The following is a 15,820-nucleotide window of genomic DNA, read 5'->3' as shown; positions in this document are numbered from 1 at the left end:
TACGGCATCACGCAAAAATATTTCGTGAAAAATTGCTTTTTTTGTAATTGCTTAATAACCATGTATGTCTGATAAAAAGAAACTCATCAACGAAGTTTTTAAGAAAGCTCAAAAAGACTCCGGAAGGATTAGCAAAAATGCTTTGTCAACTTATCTGTCACTAGTTTTTGAAGAACGGTTTAATTTGAATATTTCTGAACGAACGCTGATCCGTTATTACGATGCGTATGTAGAACAGAAAACAAGCAATGACGGACGGATTGATCTCTTTACCCTAAATAAGTTCTCTGAATATGTAGGTTTTAAAAATTTTGAAAACTTTGCAAACCAGAGAGATGCTGTTTCAGATGTTTACAGCGAAGAAACTTTTGTGAAATCATTTGTAAAAGCAAAAAATGATTCTGATTCTCAGGAAAATATCATCCACATCACCATTCAGAATATCATTAAAATTCCGGAATTTCTGACGAAACATAAAGGAATGAGTTTTGGGTTTTTAGGGATAATTTTAGCAGGTGCAGGGTTTTCGAAATTTAATCAATCTGAAAAAATCAGCACTCCTGAAACATTGATTTCACAAAATACAGATAGACCTCAGGAAAGGAAATATTCAGACAGTACTCAACCTGAAAACGGGGAAGAAATCGTTCGTTATCAAGCAATCAGTCAGCAAAATAATGCAGAGAAAGTTATACCTAAAATGATGGCTTTGGAATCTAAAAATCACATGTACTGGAATGGTTACCGGTATGTTTTAACATTTATTAATGATAAAAATCCTTCTCATAATGTTGTTCCTGCGGATGATGTCATGGTTAATTATTTTCAGAAAATCAAACGCCCCGATACATTAAACCCGAATAATGGAATTGGAAAAACATGGTATTCTAAACACCAAAATAAAGTTGAGTTTTTTACGATGGATGGAAAAAATCCGGACAATCACAAGGAATTAAGACCAGCTACAGAACATATCTTGGTAAAGTACGCAGGAGAAAATGCAGAGATTGTGACAGAGTAGTTTTAAGTTTAAAATGATAATGAACCGAACTTCATCTTTAAAAATGACTTAAAAACCTATCTTTGCAAGCTCAATACAGATCTAAACTATGAGCGACGGGAAGAAAATCATTATAAAACCTAAAAGACAGGACTTCGAAGAAATTTATTTCAGCGGAAATAAGGGGAGCTTATTTCTCTCCCGTGATACCCGTGGCAAAACTTTCACGCTTATCATTATTGCTTTGATTTTGGGAATTCTTTTCTTTTTTAAAGATGATTTAAGCAAAGAAAAATTTGGAATTCTTTATTTCGTGAGTTTTCTTTTTTTGCTGACGGCGGTTTTTCTTTCTGTAAGCGTCAACAAAGTTTCAAGATGGAAAAAACAGGTGAATTCTTACCTTTTCAAACTCGAAAACTGTAAGATTTATGAAGTGATTTTTGATCAGCAATTTTTCACAGTAAACATAGATGGCGAAAAGGAAACCAGCGAATGGAAAGATTTTCAGGCATTCGAAATCAACGAAGAATATATTGCTTTGGAAGGGAAATACAGCTACATGTTTCCAAAAAAATCGATGAGCGGAAGTGATTTTTCAGTTTTAAAAAAGATGGTAGAATCTCAACTAAGTTAGTGGTTTGAGCGTTTGGTATAAATACAAGATAGAAAGGAAAGTTTGTTAAGCCCCCGTAGAAGTCAAACCTTTGTAGAAGAGATTAAGATAAGATACTAAGCTCAGTGTGAGCAACAGCTTTGTAGATTTTCCAGAAAATTAAAACAAAAAAAACTCAGAGCCAACACTCTGAGTTTTGTATTTGTAAACGGAAACTTGTTAGTCCAGCCAACCCATTTCACGCATCCAGTCATCGTTGTAGATTTTCGCAACATATCTTGAACCGTGATCGTGAAGCAAGACAACAATCACGTCATCTTTTGTAAACTGATCTTTCATCTGAACCAAAGCAGCCATCGCGCTTCCCGCAGAATATCCACAGAAAATTCCTTCCTCTTTTGCCAGTTTTCTCGCATAGACCGCACCGTCTTTATCGGTTACTTTTTCGAAATGATCAATCACAGACATATCGTAATTTTCAGGAAGAATATCTTCACCAATCCCTTCTGTGATGTAGGTGTAGGCGTTTTCAAGGTGAATTTCGCCCGTCTCATGAATTTCTTTCAGAATAGAACCATAAGTATCAACACCAATGATTTTGATGTTTTCGTTTTTCTCCTTGAAAAATTTACCGCAACCTGTGATGGTTCCGCCCGTTCCTGCTCCCACCAAAAAGTGAGTCAGTTTTCCGTCGGTCTGTTCCCAGATTTCCGGTGCTGTAGATTCGTAATGTGCTGTACGGTTTGATAAATTGTCGTACTGGTTTACATACCACCCATTTTCCGTTTCTTTAGCCAGTCTTTTTGAAACTGAATAATAAGAACGCGGATCCGTAGGCTTCACATCGGTAGGGCAAACGATCACTTCAGCACCCACGGCACGAAGAATATCACATTTCTCCTTAGACTGCTTTGAATTGGTAACAAAAATACATTTGTAACCTTTCACGATTGCCGCCAGCGCCAGTCCCATTCCTGTATTTCCTGATGTTCCTTCGATGATGGTTCCGCCCGGTTTCAGTCTTCCGTCTTTCTCTGCGTCTTCAATCATTTTTACAGCCATCCTGTCTTTTACAGAATTTCCGGGATTAAATGTTTCCACTTTTGCCAGAACAAGTGCCGGGAAGTCTTCTCCTAAAACTCTGTTTAGCTTTACCAAAGGCGTATTTCCAATGGTTTCCAGTATATTTTCTGCGTATTTCATACTTATTTTTTCTAAAGTCACAAATATAAACCTTTCAATTTTAAGGTTTTAAATGTGATAAAATCTTAAATGATACAAATTTTAAATTACGTTGGAAATTTAAAAATAAAATCAATAAAATCAGAAAAAATAAATAACAGTTTTAAATTTCAGTTTAAAAATCTGAAATTTTCGGAATTTTTTGAATGGTAAAAAGTCTTGTTTTAATTATATTTAATTGCTTTTACCGGAGAAATTTTACTGATCAGATAACTTGGAATTATCAAAGCTAAACCGGAAATAATTAAAATCCCAACCGAAATCGAAATAATTGCCAAAGGATCAAGATCCACCGGAACTGTGCTTACGTAATAGTTTGCAGGATTCAGTTTAATAATTCCGAAAAAACGTTGAATTAAAAGCAACGTAAGTCCGATGGCATTTCCCAAAACCAATCCGGGAACCATAATGATTAATGTATAATTGATAAAAGTAGCTCTGATCTGTGAATTGGTTGCACCCAAAGTCTTAAGCAAACCTATGGAATTTGTTCTTTCAATAATCAAAATTAAAAGAACCATAATGATATTGATGATGACCACAATGAGCATGATAACGATAATCAGAGCAATGTTGACATCAAAAATACTGATCCAGTCGGTGATTTGCGGATATTTTTCCGTTGCTGTTTCTATGAAATTTTTATAACCGATAAATTTTTCGATGTCAGGATGAGGTTTATCGATGTCGTTTACATTTTTAAAGAAAATATCAAGTCCACCGATCTCATCAGGCTTCATATCCTGAATTTTTCTCACGTGATTGATTCCGCCCAAAACCATTTGATCATCAATCATCTTGATGTCGGTTTTATAGATCCCAACCACTTCGAAGTTTCTGTAGATGGGCTGCTGATCAGCTTTTGAAAAGATAGTGACAATGCTGTCATGAAGTTTCAGATGAAGGTCGGCGGCAAGTTTTTGTGAAATAGTAACTCCGTTGTAATAACCTTTTTCTGTTACTTTTGGAGCAGTACCTTCCAACAGAAATTTTTTAAATCTCAGGCTGTCGAAATCCTTACCGACACCTTTAAAAATAATACCTGCAAAATCTTTTTCTGTACGCATAATTCCCGTTACAGTCGCATATTTCTGCACACCGGCCACCGAAGGAATTTCTGTAATTTTTGTAGTATTTAAACCATTATTATCCAGTATAGAGGTATTGTAAGAAGAGTTTGAACGGGTAGATTTTACATTAAGATGCCCGTTGAAATCGGCAAGTCTCTCTTTAATTGCTTTCTTGGAACCATATCCCGTAGAAATGGTGATCAGCGATACGATAATTCCAATCGCTACTGAGAGTCTTCCGATAACGATAATCACCCGTGACAGGTTATTTTTATTATCTTTGGAAAACGCTATTTTTCTTGAGAAATATAAAGGAAACTTCAAGCTTATGAATTTAGATTTCAAAATTAAAGATTTACTTCTTATGTGCCTAATTTTTTTAGGAACATTCAGTCACAGTTTTGCACAAAGCAAAGATCAGAACTCATTCAAAACAGGTGCAGACCAGCCGGAACTGTATCTGCCGATGTTAAAAGACAAAAACATTGTGATAGTGACCAATCAAACCGGTTTACTGAAAGATAAAACCCATCTGGTTGATTTTCTGGTTAAAAATAATATTAAAATTAAATCAATCTTTGCTCCTGAACATGGTTTCAGAGGCGAGGCCGATGCCGGAGAAAAGGTGAAAAACGGTGTGGATGTGAAAACAGGAATTGCCATCACCTCACTTTACGGACCAAACAAAAAGCCCAAACCAGAACAATTGAGAGGTGTTGATATTGTTCTTTTTGATATTCAGGATGTTGGAGTGAGATTTTATACCTATATCTCATCTTTAACTTATGTAATGGAAGCCTGCGCTGAAAATAACGTTGAAGTAATCGTTCTCGACAGACCCAATCCGCACGATGGCTACGTGGACGGTCCGGTTTTGAAAAAGAAATGGGAAAGTTTTGTAGGAATGCACGAAGTTCCTGTAGTATATGGTTTAACGATTGGCGAATACGGTCAAATGGTAAACGGTGAGAAGTGGCTTAAAAATGGGGTTCAGGCAAAATATTCTTTAGTAAAAATGCAGAATTATCACAAGAAAAAGAGATATTCGATTTCAGATAAACCATCTCCAAATTTACCCAACGATAAATCGATCAACCTGTATCCAAGTCTTTGTTTTTTTGAAGGAACTCAGGTTTCTGTGGGACGCGGAACGGCATTGCCTTTCCAAATCTATGGTTCTCCGTGGACAAAAAATCTGCCTTATCAGTTTACTCCCAAACCTACGAGCGGGGCAAAAGATCCTTTCCTAAACGGACAATTATGTTACGGAGAAGATCTTTCAAACTACAAAAATGATTTAAGAGAACTGAATCTTGAATGGCATTTAAAAGCTTATAAAAACTATAAAAATCCGCAGCAGGACTTTTTCCTGAAAAATTTATTTTTTGATAAATTAGCTGGTAGTGACGCATTGAGAAAGCAAATCATTGCAGGAAAATCTGAAAAAGAAATCAAAGCTTCGTGGCAGACTGACCTTGAAAAATTTAAGAAAATCAGATCAAAATATGTTCTTTATGAAGATTAGATGATCAGTTAAATTTAGCTTTTAATATTTAAAACAAAAAATCGTCGGAGTCAATGGCTCCGACGATTTTTTTTATATTTTATGAAATAAATTTCATTTAAGCTAATCAAAATTCTGTGGCGGACTGTTGTCATTCTTCCCTCTGTTGTAAATAATCAGTCCGATGGTCAAGCCAATAATACCACAGGCTGCTGTTAACAATGCTCTTTCAAGTTTGTCGGGCTCGCTGTTTCCGATGTAATTCATGGCGAAAAGAATGGCAAAAGTAATGGCCATGATTATAATGTGGTTTCTTCCGAAAAGTTTCATAATTATTTGAATTTGTATGCAATCATAATTCCTCCTCTGTAAGGCATAATTTCAGCACTTCTGTTGAAGCCTGTTTCTCCGTCATATCTTTTACCGGTGCCTCTTTCGTAGCCCTTGTAGAAATCCTGTGAATTTCCAACAGTTCCGTAAATATCCATAAACCATTTTTCTGAAAGTCTGAATTGATACCCAGCCGTAACCCCAACTAATATTGAATAACCTTTTTGATAAAGATCAGACATCACAAATACGTCTGTGCTCGTATTATTTGGATTGCTGTAAGTATTGTCATAAATTCTGTCATTCCAGTAACTCCATTTTTGAAAAGTAAATTTTGATGCAGCTACATTTGCCCCCAGATAAAAACCGTCAAAAGCCTGTTTAAAATAATATCGTCCTTCTACCGACGCAGAGTAATACTGCAGTTCGTGTCCGGCAAAAGATTTCCATGGAGAAACTAAAACATCGCCCTGTAACGTTATTTTTTTATTTAACTGAAATTCTCCTGCAACATTAACGATGCCGACAGGTAAAAAAAGAGCATTGGCCTTCAGTCTCAATCCTTTTTCTGAATTTTCATTCTGAGACGTAGTTTCTGTAGCGGTTACATCATTCTGTTGAGCCTTTAATCCTGTAACAGAAGCTAATGTAACGATAGCAAGTAAAATATTCTTCAAAGTTTTTAATTTTTTATTTGATTTAATAATTCTTGAGACAGATTAGCATCTTTTCCTGTTTGTTTTGCCAGATTGTTAGACATTTCAGCAAAACTTTTAGCAAGATTTTTATTGCCCATCATGAAATATATTTTTGCTAAAATGTAAGTGTTTTCAGCGGTTTCGCCACGCATTACAGATTTCTCTGCCCATTCTGCAGCTTTTTTCAGTGAAGTTTTGTCTTTTACTTGCTCTGCAAAAATCCACGCTGCTTTAAGTGTTTCAGCCTGATCAAAAAGATCTGGATTTTTATAATATTCCAAAGCTGTCTTTTCGTATTCTGCATAATTGGCATTTTGCTCGTAATAGCTTAGTTTGATCTGATTCAGTTTTTTAGAAGCAACTTCCTTTCCAACCAAAGGCTCTGCGGCAGCCATGAACTTCGCATCATCAACTCTGTTGTTTTTAGTATCGATTGCAGTTTCCATGATGTCAGCAAGCAGAACCTGATTTTTATATTCATTATAACTTTCTTCCGGCAAAAACTGAATGATTTCTGATTTTTTATCCACCAGATATTTAAAGTTGGCATCTTTGGAAGATTTAATGAAGAAAAATAAAAAACCTGCTTCCTCTTTTGTTAAAGGTTCATCGGCTTTCTTCTTGGCAAAATACTTTTCAGAAGCTTTTTTTGCAAAATCAAAATCTGATGTGGAATTCAGTTTCATAATATTCATCAGAAACTCGGGACTGCTTTCGCCTTTTGCAAAACGGTCTTTCAGCGAACCACCTTTTGAGTTTCCAGCATTTACATCCTGAGCCATCGACAGGAAAAGACCTGGTTCCATGTAACCATAGTTTTGGGAAACCATTTCGCCATCGCCATTCAGAAAGAGATAAGTAGGATAGGAGCGTACAGAGAATTTTTGGGCAATCTCCCTGCCTTCACCTTTTTCCATATCAATTCTGGAACTGATGAAGCTTTTGTTAAAATAATCTCCAACCGATTTTTGGGTGAAAACATTTTTGTCCATCATTTTGCACGGACCGCACCAAACAGCGTAAGCATCGATAAATAGAAGCTTTTTTTCTTTTTTGGCTTTGGCAAGAAGATCCTTAAACGAGCTTTGGTCAAATTTAATTCCTTCTTCCTGAGCGAATGTTAATGAGAATATGAGAACGAAGAATGTCGTAACTAAGTTTTTCATTTTTAATTTAAAAAATTGAACAAGCGAAGATAATTAAAAAATCCCAAACGTCTTAAAAACAAAAAACCACTCTTCATAAAAGAGTGGTTTAAGTGGTTTCTCCAGGAATCGAACCAGGGACACATGGATTTTCAATCCATTGCTCTACCAACTGAGCTAAGAAACCGAAGTTTTTGTACTTTAAAGTCTGGAAGAAAAAACCGCCTTTGGTGAGGCGGTTTTTTGTGGTTTCTCCAGGAATCGAACCAGGGACACATGGATTTTCAATCCATTGCTCTACCAACTGAGCTAAGAAACCATTCTTTTTACTTCGTTGTTTTAAAGTGATGCAAAAGTAGGAAGTTTTGGTATATGATGCAAATATTAATTCTACTTTTTTCTATAAATCTTAAAAACCTATTGATTTTCAGTTTGATTATTTTCCTGCTCGCGTCTTATTTGCTCGCTCATCTCTTCCAATACAGGTTTTATCGTGCTTTCCGGAAGGTCGCTGATTCGGATGTACATTAGGCCGTCAATCGCATCATTAAAATTAGGATCAACATTGAAGGCAATCACTTTTGCGTTCTGTTTGATGTATTTTTTAATTAAAACGGGCATTCTCAATTCAGGCTCAAGGTCATCAATGATTTTGTCGAGTTTGTTTAAATCAGATTCCATTTCATCCAGAAACAGATGTTTGTCGCGGTCTTTCAGTTTTACTTTAAATTCATTTCTTGGCGTAATGTATTGAGCTACAGCGGAATCATAATAATTTGAACGCATAAATTCAATCATTAACGACTTGGAGAATTCTGAAAATTTATTCGAAATACTTACGCCGCCCATGAGGAATTTATGATCAGGATTTCTCAGGCAGACATGCACAATTCCGCGCCACAAAAGGAAAAGAGGAAGCGGTTTCTGCTGATATTCTTCGCAAATGTAAGCACGTCCCATTTCAATTACTTTTTTGAAAAAGGGATGTATGTCCTGTTCAAATTCAAATAAAGAACTTGTGTAAAATCCTTTAATTCCGAATTTTTTCATCACATCCTTGCCTAGAGCCATTCTGTAAGCTCCTGCAAGTTTTTCGGCGGCGCTGTCCCACAGAAAAAGATGATGATAATGTTTATCATATTCATCAAGGTCAAAAGGCAGGTTGCTTCCTTCACCAACAGCACGGAAAGTGAGTTCCCGCTGTCTGCCGATCTCTCTCATCACAGACGGAATCTCTTCGTAAGGCGTGAAATAAATTTCATAATTTCCATTGCTGAAAAGCATCTTATCTGTTCCCCTGAGTTTGGAAATATCTTTCAGCAAATCTTCTTTCGGAGTTTCATCAATGATATTCTGTACGATATTTTCTTCTCTTAAAAGAGGAAATTTTAACGATAAATTTTTAAGATTAATGGCCTGTGCAAGCGATTTTCTTTTTTCATAATAAGACTTCATCATGTAGACTTTCCGTCTCAGAAATTCCCCCAGTTCCTCGATGTTTTCGCTGTCATCCATCACCTTCACCGTGATAGGTCTGCCAATTCTGATTCTGATGGGTTCTTCCCGATCTTTCATCATTTCAGATGGAAGCATGATGGTCTGAAGGTTAGGATGCATTTTTGCAACCTGGTAAAACATTCTGCTGTTTTTAGCATGAAAATACATCGGAACCACAGGTACTTTAGCCATTTTGATCAGCTTCAGTGCCGGCACCTCCCATTCTTTATCCAGAATTTCTCCGTAAGGATTGTTTTTGTTTGAAACTTCGCCTGCAGGAAAAATTCCCACGCAGCCTCCGTTTTCAAGATGTTTCAGTGTTCCGCGCATTCCGGATGCGCTGTTGTAGGCATCTTTTCTTTTCTCAAAAGGATTTACAGGAATTACATAAGGCTCCATGGGCTGAATCTTTTCCAGAAGGAAATTTCCCATTACTTTAAAATCCGGACGTATTTCCGACAGAATTTTGCACATTAAAATACCGTCAATTGCACCCAGCGGATGATTGGAAACCAATATGAAAGGTCCTGTTTTAGGTACTTTGGCGAGATCTTCTTCGAAAACAATGTAGCTTAAATTTCTCTCCTTAACGAAAGAATCGAAAAAATCTTTATCTTTTTTATCTTTGAGCTTATTATAAAGAGTGTTGACTTCATTTATTTTGGTAAGACTCATAACGGCAGACGCAACGGGATTTTTGAGAAAACCCAGCCGCCCAAGTCCGGAAGCTTTAATAAGATCGTTTTTCGAAATTAAACTCATGTTGTTTTAGTCGCAATTAGTTTTATTGTGTTACCATTTGCAAAGTATTTTTAGAGATTTGCTCCAAAAGCACGTTTTTCTGCTGGTAAAACTGATCGATGTTTTCTTTTTTGGCATGTCTTACGGTAAATAAAGATACATTTTTTATCAGTTCGGTTTTAAATTCTTTTTGCAGTTCACTGTTCAGTTCGTCTGCATTCAGAAATTTGTCTTCAAGGCATAAAGCTAATGAAATTGCTGAATTCTGCATCAAAGAAACTTTAATTTTGTATTTCGCAAGGAAGGCAAAAACCTGGCTCATGTGATCTTCTGCAATAAAAGAGAAGTCTCTTGTAGAGATTTTCAGCAGAGTCTGATCTTCCTTTAAAATATAGGATTCTTCATTCTGATTGCTTTCTGAAAACCCAACTTTAGTTCCAGGTTTTGCAGGATCTACGAAGGATTTTACATAAAAGGGAATATTTTTCTGCTGAAGTGGCTGCAGGGTTTTAGGGTGAATAACACTTGCTCCGTAGTAAGCCAGCTCGATTGCCTCTTCATAAGAAATATTGGAAAGAAGAGTTACGTCTGAAAATTTCCTTGGATCTCCCGTCATTACGCCAGGAACGTCTTTCCAGATGGTCATCGCATCAGCATTGAGGCAATAGGCGAAAATGGCTGCTGAGTAATCTGAACCTTCTCTTCCCAAAGTAACTGTGAAATTGTTTTCATCAGAACCGATGAAACCTTGGGTAACATAGCAGATTTCTTTATTTAAATTTGATATAAATTCCTCCGTTTTTGCCCAGTCTACAATCCCCTCGCGGTAAGAATTGTCTGTCTGTACGTAATCACGTGCATCCAGCCACTGATTGGTAAACTGAATTTCATTTAAGTATTCGCTTACAATCTTAGTGGAAATCATTTCCCCACAACTCACCACCTGATCGTAAACAAAATTATAATTTGGAGATTTGTTTCTTCTTAAAAATGAATCTATATCATCAAAAAACAAATTAATTTCGGCAAAAACTGCGTGACTTTCAGGAAAAAGCCCGTTGGCAATTTCTATGTGTTTTCGTTTTATCTTTTCAATTTCGGCTTGGTAGTTATCTTTTTTGAAGTAAAGTTCTACAACCTTCTCCAGCTCGTTTGTAGTTTTTCCCATCGCTGAGATTACCAGCAGACATTTAGAAAACCCCTGGCTTCCCAATACTGCAGATACATTTTTTACACCTTCGGCATCCTTTACTGATGCACCACCAAACTTGAAAATTTTCATTAAATTGTTATGAATAAAATTGTTAGATATAAATCATTCGGTTTTTTTTCGAAGGCCAAAATTATAAATTTACAGCGAAATATGAAAGGCTTATCTATGGGGTGTGATTTCCATTTTACATCCTTAAACCGCACAAAATCATACCTTAGAGGCGTTTTTGTGTGATTTAATTTAATTAAATTTTAATAAAATTATTATTTACAACCTTTACACGCTTGTTAAACCTCTGATTTACAGTCTGTAATTAAAACTTTAACAATTACTTTAAAAATAGTTTAAATTTCACGATATTTGTCAAAACCGTTTTTAAAATAAAATTATGTCAGAACAGTCATTACAGACGTTAGGTGAATTTTTAATTGATAAGCAGGAAGATTTTCAGTATTCCACTGGTGAGTTTTCACGTCTTTTAAGTGCTATAAGACTGGCATCAAAGATCGTAAACAGGGAAGTAAATAAAGCTGGTATCGTAGATATCACGGGAGCGGCCGGAAATCAGAATATTCAGGGCGAAGAGCAACAGAAGCTGGATGTCATTGCCAACGATATTTTTATCACAGCCCTTTCTCAGAGAGAAGTTGTCTGCGGAATTGCTTCCGAGGAAAATGACGATTTTATCGACATCAAATGTGGTGAGAACGGACATTTAAGCAAATATGTAGTGTTAATCGATCCTTTGGACGGTTCTTCAAATATTGATGTAAATGTTTCTGTGGGAACCATTTTTTCAATTTATAGAAGGGTTTCAGAGCCCGGAACTCCCGTTCAGCTGGAAGATTTTCTACAGAAAGGAGTTAATCAGATCGCCGCAGGATACGTGATATACGGATCTTCAACGATGATTGTATACACTACAGGAAACGGTGTGAACGGATTTACACTGGATCCTTCTCTAGGAACATACTATCTTTCTCATCCCAACATGAAATTCCCTGAAACCGGGAAAATCTACTCAATCAATGAAGGAAACTACATTAAATTTCCTCAGGGTGTCAAAAATTACCTGAAATACTGTCAGATGGAAGAAGGCGATCGCCCATACACTTCCAGATATATTGGTTCATTGGTTGCCGATTTCCATAGAAATATGCTGAAAGGTGGAATTTATATATATCCATCATACGGTCAGGCTCCAAACGGTAAACTGAGATTATTATACGAATGTAATCCAATGGCTTTCCTGGCAGAACAGGCTGGTGGAAAGGCTACCGACGGGTTCAGAAGAATTCTGGAAGTGGAGCCAACAGAACTACACCAGAGAATTCCCTTTTTTGCAGGAAGCATCAATATGGTTGAAAAAGCAGAAGAGTTTATGCGTATTGACAGCGTAAAGTAAATGACAGCAAAATATTTTAAATATCTATTGGAATTTAAACGCCCGGGAGGAACTTCCCGAGGCGTTTTGCATGTAAAAGAGACCTTCATTCTCGAAGTTTTTCAGGATGGTAAAAAAGGAGTAGGCGAGTGTGCTGTTTTCAGAGGCTTAAGCTTTGATGACCGTCCCGATTATGAAGAAAAACTAAAGTGGCTATGCGAAAATATCAATCAAGATTTTGATTATTTAAAAGAAGAACTAAAAGGATTTCCTTCGATTTGGTTTGGTTATGAACAGGCTGTTTTAAATTTAAATCATGGCGGAAATCTTTATTTTCCAAGTGAATTTACTCAAGGTAAAATTCCAATTCCGATAAATGGTCTGATTTGGATGGGAGAAATTTCCTTCATGGAAGAGCAGATCCAGGACAAACTTGATCAGGGTTTTCACTGTATTAAATTAAAAATCGGGGTCGACTGGGATTCTGAACATCAGATTCTTCAGAAATTACGAAAGAAATTTTCAAAAGACCAGCTGGAACTTCGTGTGGATGCCAACGGCGGTTTTTCCACAGATGAGGCAAAGATTGTCTTACAACAACTTTCAGATTTAAATATTCATTCCATCGAGCAACCAATCAAAGCTGATAACTGGGAAGATATGGCTGAATTATGTGCTGAAACTTCCACGCCAATTGCTTTAGATGAAGAATTAATCGGAATTATTGATTTAAATATAAAGAAGAAACTTTTGGATAAGATAAAACCACAATATATTATTCTTAAACCCGCATTGGTAGGAGGTTTTTCTGGCTGTGATGAGTGGATTTCCCTTGCTGAAGCACAGAATATTGACTGGTGGATCACTTCCGCATTAGAAAGTAATATTGGCTTAAATGCTATCGCACAATATACTTTTACGAAAAATAATAGTATGCCTCAGGGTTTGGGTACGGGAGGACTGTTTATAAATAATTTCGAAAGCCATCTCAAACTTGTAGGAGATCAACTTTATTTCAGTGGTAAGTAAATCAGGATTTTAAACTACGTCTTCTGCAAAAATTGCTTTTTTAATGTAATCTAAAAAGGTGGTAAACTTTCTCTTCATCGTTTTCATTTATAGTTGTGATTAGGGATGACAAAGTTAACAAAATATATGCCACAATTTGAAATCAGACCAGGATATTAAAATATTCTAATTTCTGGCATTTTCCAAAACATTTTGAAGTTTTAATGTTTCGAATTTTAACAGTTTGATCTTGAGTTATCAGCTAAAGATCAACCGTACACAACTTAAATCTGTTGAAATAAGATTTAGCTTAAAAGTTTTCGGAGCGCTTTTTTTCCAGATTAAAGTTCGTCATTTATTTTTAATTTCAATATGATTTGGAAGGAAATTATCTTTTTTTTACACCTTAAATTTTCCTAAATTTGCAGATTGTCGGTGAACACGACATTTTAAAGCGAATTTTAATGGAAGAAGAAAAAAAATCACTCAATTTTATTGAGCAAATTATAGAAGATGATTTGGCAAACGGTCTCAAAAGAGAAGAGATCCGTTTCCGTTTTCCGCCTGAACCAAACGGTTATCTGCATGTAGGTCATACAAAAGCGATCTGCATCAACTTTGGTCTGGGTGAAAAATACAATGCTCCCGTAAACCTTCGTTTCGACGATACGAATCCTGAAAAAGAAGAGCAGGAATACGTAGATTCTATCAAAAAAGACGTTGAATGGCTAGGTTTCAAATGGGATAAAGAATTGTATGCTTCCGATTACTTCCAGCAGCTTTACGATTGGGCAGTTCAACTGATTAAAGAAGGAAAAGCTTACGTTGATGAGCAACCGTCTGAACTGATTACCGAGCAAAGAAAAAACCCTACAGAACCGGGAGTGGAATCTCCATACAGAAACCGTCCGACTGAAGAATCTTTAGATTTATTCGAAAAGATGAAAAACGGTGAATTTGAGGAAGGTGCCATGTCTCTTCGTGCAAAAATCGATATGGTTTCGCCGAATATGAACATGCGTGATCCTGTGATGTACAGAATTTTGAAAAGACCACACCATAGAACAGGAACTACATGGAAAATCTATCCAATGTACGACTGGGCGCACGGTGAATCTGATTATTTAGAACAGATTTCGCACTCGCTGTGCTCATTGGAGTTTGAAAACCACAGACCATTGTACAACTGGTATTTGGATCAGGTTTATGAAGAAGGAAAAGTAAAAAACAAGCAAAGGGAATTTGCAAGAATGAACGTTTCCTATATGATCACTTCCAAAAGAAAGCTACAAAGATTGATTTCTGAAAAAGCAGTGAACGGTTGGGATGATCCAAGAATGCCTACCATTTCCGGAATGCGCAGAAAAGGCTTTACAGCCAATGCCATCAGGAATTTTATTGATAAAGTGGGTGTTGCCAAAAGAGAAAATTTAATTGAAATTCAGTTACTGGATTTCTGCGTTCGTGAAGATTTGAACAAGGTCGCAAAACGTGTAATGGCGGTTGTTGACCCTGTCAAATTAGTCATTGAAAACTATCCTGAAGGACAGGAAGAAATGCTTGAGACAGAAAACAATAACGAGCAGGAAAATGCGGGAACCAGAGAAATTCCTTTCTCCAGAGAACTGTACATCGAGCGTGAAGATTTCAAAGAAGAAGCCGGAAACAAGTTCTTTAGACTGAAACTGGGCGGAGAAGTCCGTTTGAAATCTGCTTACATCATCAAAGGTGAAAGAGTAGAGAAGGACGAAAACGGAGAAATCACAACCATTTACGCTACCTACGATGAGAAATCAAAGTCTGGAAGCGGAACGGAGGAAAGTTTAAGAAAAGTAAAAGGAACCATTCACTGGGTGTCTGCGAAGCACGCCATTCCTGTGGAAGTAAGAAATTACGAGAAACTGTTTACAGTAGAACAGCCTGATGCTGAGAAAGATGTAGATTTCTTAAATTTCATTAATCCGGAATCTGTCAATATCGTTCAGGGATTTGGAGAACCAAGTTTAAAGGATGTTGCAGTGGGCGAACCACTTCAGTTCCAGAGAATTGGCTATTTTACGAAAGATCAGGATTCTACAGATACAAATTTTGTATTCAACAGAACCGTGACATTAAAAGACTCTTACAAGCCGGAGTAAAAATTTATTTATACCATATAAATGAAACAGGGCTTAATTTTTTAAGTCCTGTTTTTTGTTTTTTAAACTGCCATTAATTCAAGAATATTGACTTTATCACAAAAAGAAGAATCCACTAATATAAAAACCAGTCCCAAAAGGACGATCTAACAAAGGATAGGATGAAATCCTATCCAACACCCAACACCCAACACCCAACACCCAACACCCAACACCCAACACCCAACACCCAACATC

Annotated in this window: 13 protein-coding genes and 2 tRNA genes; 6 read left to right on the top strand and 9 right to left on the bottom strand. The window is 36.5% G+C overall.

Translation table 11 applies throughout. From position 1 onward, the window contains the following. Positions 1–64: 64 nt before the first annotated feature. Positions 65–1,021 (top strand): hypothetical protein, encoded by a 957-nt coding sequence (locus NG809_RS04210; protein ID WP_262148345.1) that lies wholly within the window; start codon positions 65–67, stop codon positions 1,019–1,021. Positions 1,022–1,109: 88 nt separating this feature from the next. Beyond that, positions 1,110–1,634, top strand: coding sequence for a YcxB family protein (locus NG809_RS04205; protein WP_262148343.1), 525 nt, complete (start codon positions 1,110–1,112; stop codon positions 1,632–1,634). 198 nt (positions 1,635–1,832) lie between these two features. Here NG809_RS04205 and NG809_RS04200 read toward each other — a convergent pair whose 3' ends face one another. After that, positions 1,833–2,816, bottom strand: coding sequence for a PLP-dependent cysteine synthase family protein (locus NG809_RS04200; protein WP_262148342.1), 984 nt, complete (start codon positions 2,814–2,816; stop codon positions 1,833–1,835). 203 nt (positions 2,817–3,019) lie between these two features. After that, complete coding sequence (locus NG809_RS04195) at positions 3,020–4,249, bottom strand: ABC transporter permease (protein ID WP_262148340.1); 1,230 nt, start codon at positions 4,247–4,249, stop codon at positions 3,020–3,022. A 4-nt stretch (positions 4,250–4,253) separates the two neighbouring features. On the opposite strand from NG809_RS04195, the gene NG809_RS04190 reads away from it, so the two are divergent. Next, entirely contained in the window at positions 4,254–5,450 is a 1,197-nt protein-coding gene (locus tag NG809_RS04190; protein ID WP_262148338.1) for an exo-beta-N-acetylmuramidase NamZ family protein, read from the top strand. A gap of 102 nt (positions 5,451–5,552) precedes the next feature. Here the strand turns inward: NG809_RS04190 and NG809_RS04185 are convergent, their stop codons facing one another. The 7 genes from NG809_RS04185 to NG809_RS04155 all read right to left on the bottom strand — a co-directional run bounded on the left by NG809_RS04185 (position 5,553) and on the right by NG809_RS04155 (position 11,122). Further along, positions 5,553–5,759, bottom strand: a complete 207-nt coding sequence (locus tag NG809_RS04185) for a hypothetical protein (RefSeq protein WP_262148337.1) — start codon at positions 5,757–5,759, stop codon at positions 5,553–5,555. Positions 5,760–5,761: 2 nt separating this feature from the next. Beyond that, positions 5,762–6,436, bottom strand: a complete 675-nt coding sequence (locus NG809_RS04180) for a DUF3575 domain-containing protein (protein WP_262148336.1) — start codon at positions 6,434–6,436, stop codon at positions 5,762–5,764. Between the two features lie 5 nt (positions 6,437–6,441). Next, positions 6,442–7,623, bottom strand: a complete 1,182-nt coding sequence (locus NG809_RS04175) for a thioredoxin family protein (RefSeq protein WP_262148335.1) — start codon at positions 7,621–7,623, stop codon at positions 6,442–6,444. A gap of 93 nt (positions 7,624–7,716) precedes the next feature. Next, positions 7,717–7,789, bottom strand: a tRNA-Phe gene (locus tag NG809_RS04170). A gap of 59 nt (positions 7,790–7,848) precedes the next feature. Continuing rightward, positions 7,849–7,921 (bottom strand) — tRNA-Phe (locus tag NG809_RS04165). Positions 7,922–8,019: 98 nt separating this feature from the next. After that, positions 8,020–9,861, bottom strand: coding sequence for a lysophospholipid acyltransferase family protein (locus NG809_RS04160; RefSeq protein ID WP_262148333.1), 1,842 nt, complete (start codon positions 9,859–9,861; stop codon positions 8,020–8,022). Positions 9,862–9,883: 22 nt separating this feature from the next. Further along, a complete protein-coding gene (locus NG809_RS04155) occupies positions 9,884–11,122 on the bottom strand; it encodes an aspartate kinase (protein WP_262148331.1) in 1,239 nt (412 codons plus the stop codon). Between the two features lie 319 nt (positions 11,123–11,441). Between NG809_RS04155 and fbp the strand changes: the two genes are divergently transcribed. The 3 genes from fbp to NG809_RS04140 all read left to right on the top strand — a co-directional run bounded on the left by fbp (position 11,442) and on the right by NG809_RS04140 (position 15,583). Further along, a complete protein-coding gene (fbp, locus tag NG809_RS04150) occupies positions 11,442–12,458 on the top strand; it encodes a class 1 fructose-bisphosphatase (protein WP_262148330.1) in 1,017 nt (338 codons plus the stop codon). Then, complete coding sequence (locus NG809_RS04145) at positions 12,459–13,466, top strand: o-succinylbenzoate synthase (RefSeq protein WP_262148328.1); 1,008 nt, start codon at positions 12,459–12,461, stop codon at positions 13,464–13,466. It abuts the gene before it with no gap. Between the two features lie 443 nt (positions 13,467–13,909). Then, positions 13,910–15,583 carry a glutamine--tRNA ligase/YqeY domain fusion protein gene (locus NG809_RS04140; RefSeq protein ID WP_262148326.1) on the top strand — a complete coding sequence of 558 codons (1,674 nt, stop codon included), beginning with the start codon at positions 13,910–13,912 and terminating at the stop codon, positions 15,581–15,583. The last annotated feature ends 237 nt before the right edge of the window (positions 15,584–15,820 follow it).

The sequence above is a fragment of the Chryseobacterium foetidum genome, from assembly GCF_025457425.1.
Taxonomy (GTDB): domain Bacteria; phylum Bacteroidota; class Bacteroidia; order Flavobacteriales; family Weeksellaceae; genus Chryseobacterium; species Chryseobacterium foetidum.
Note: the sequence above shows the minus strand (reverse complement) of the source record. Positions and strands in the feature narration are given on the sequence as shown.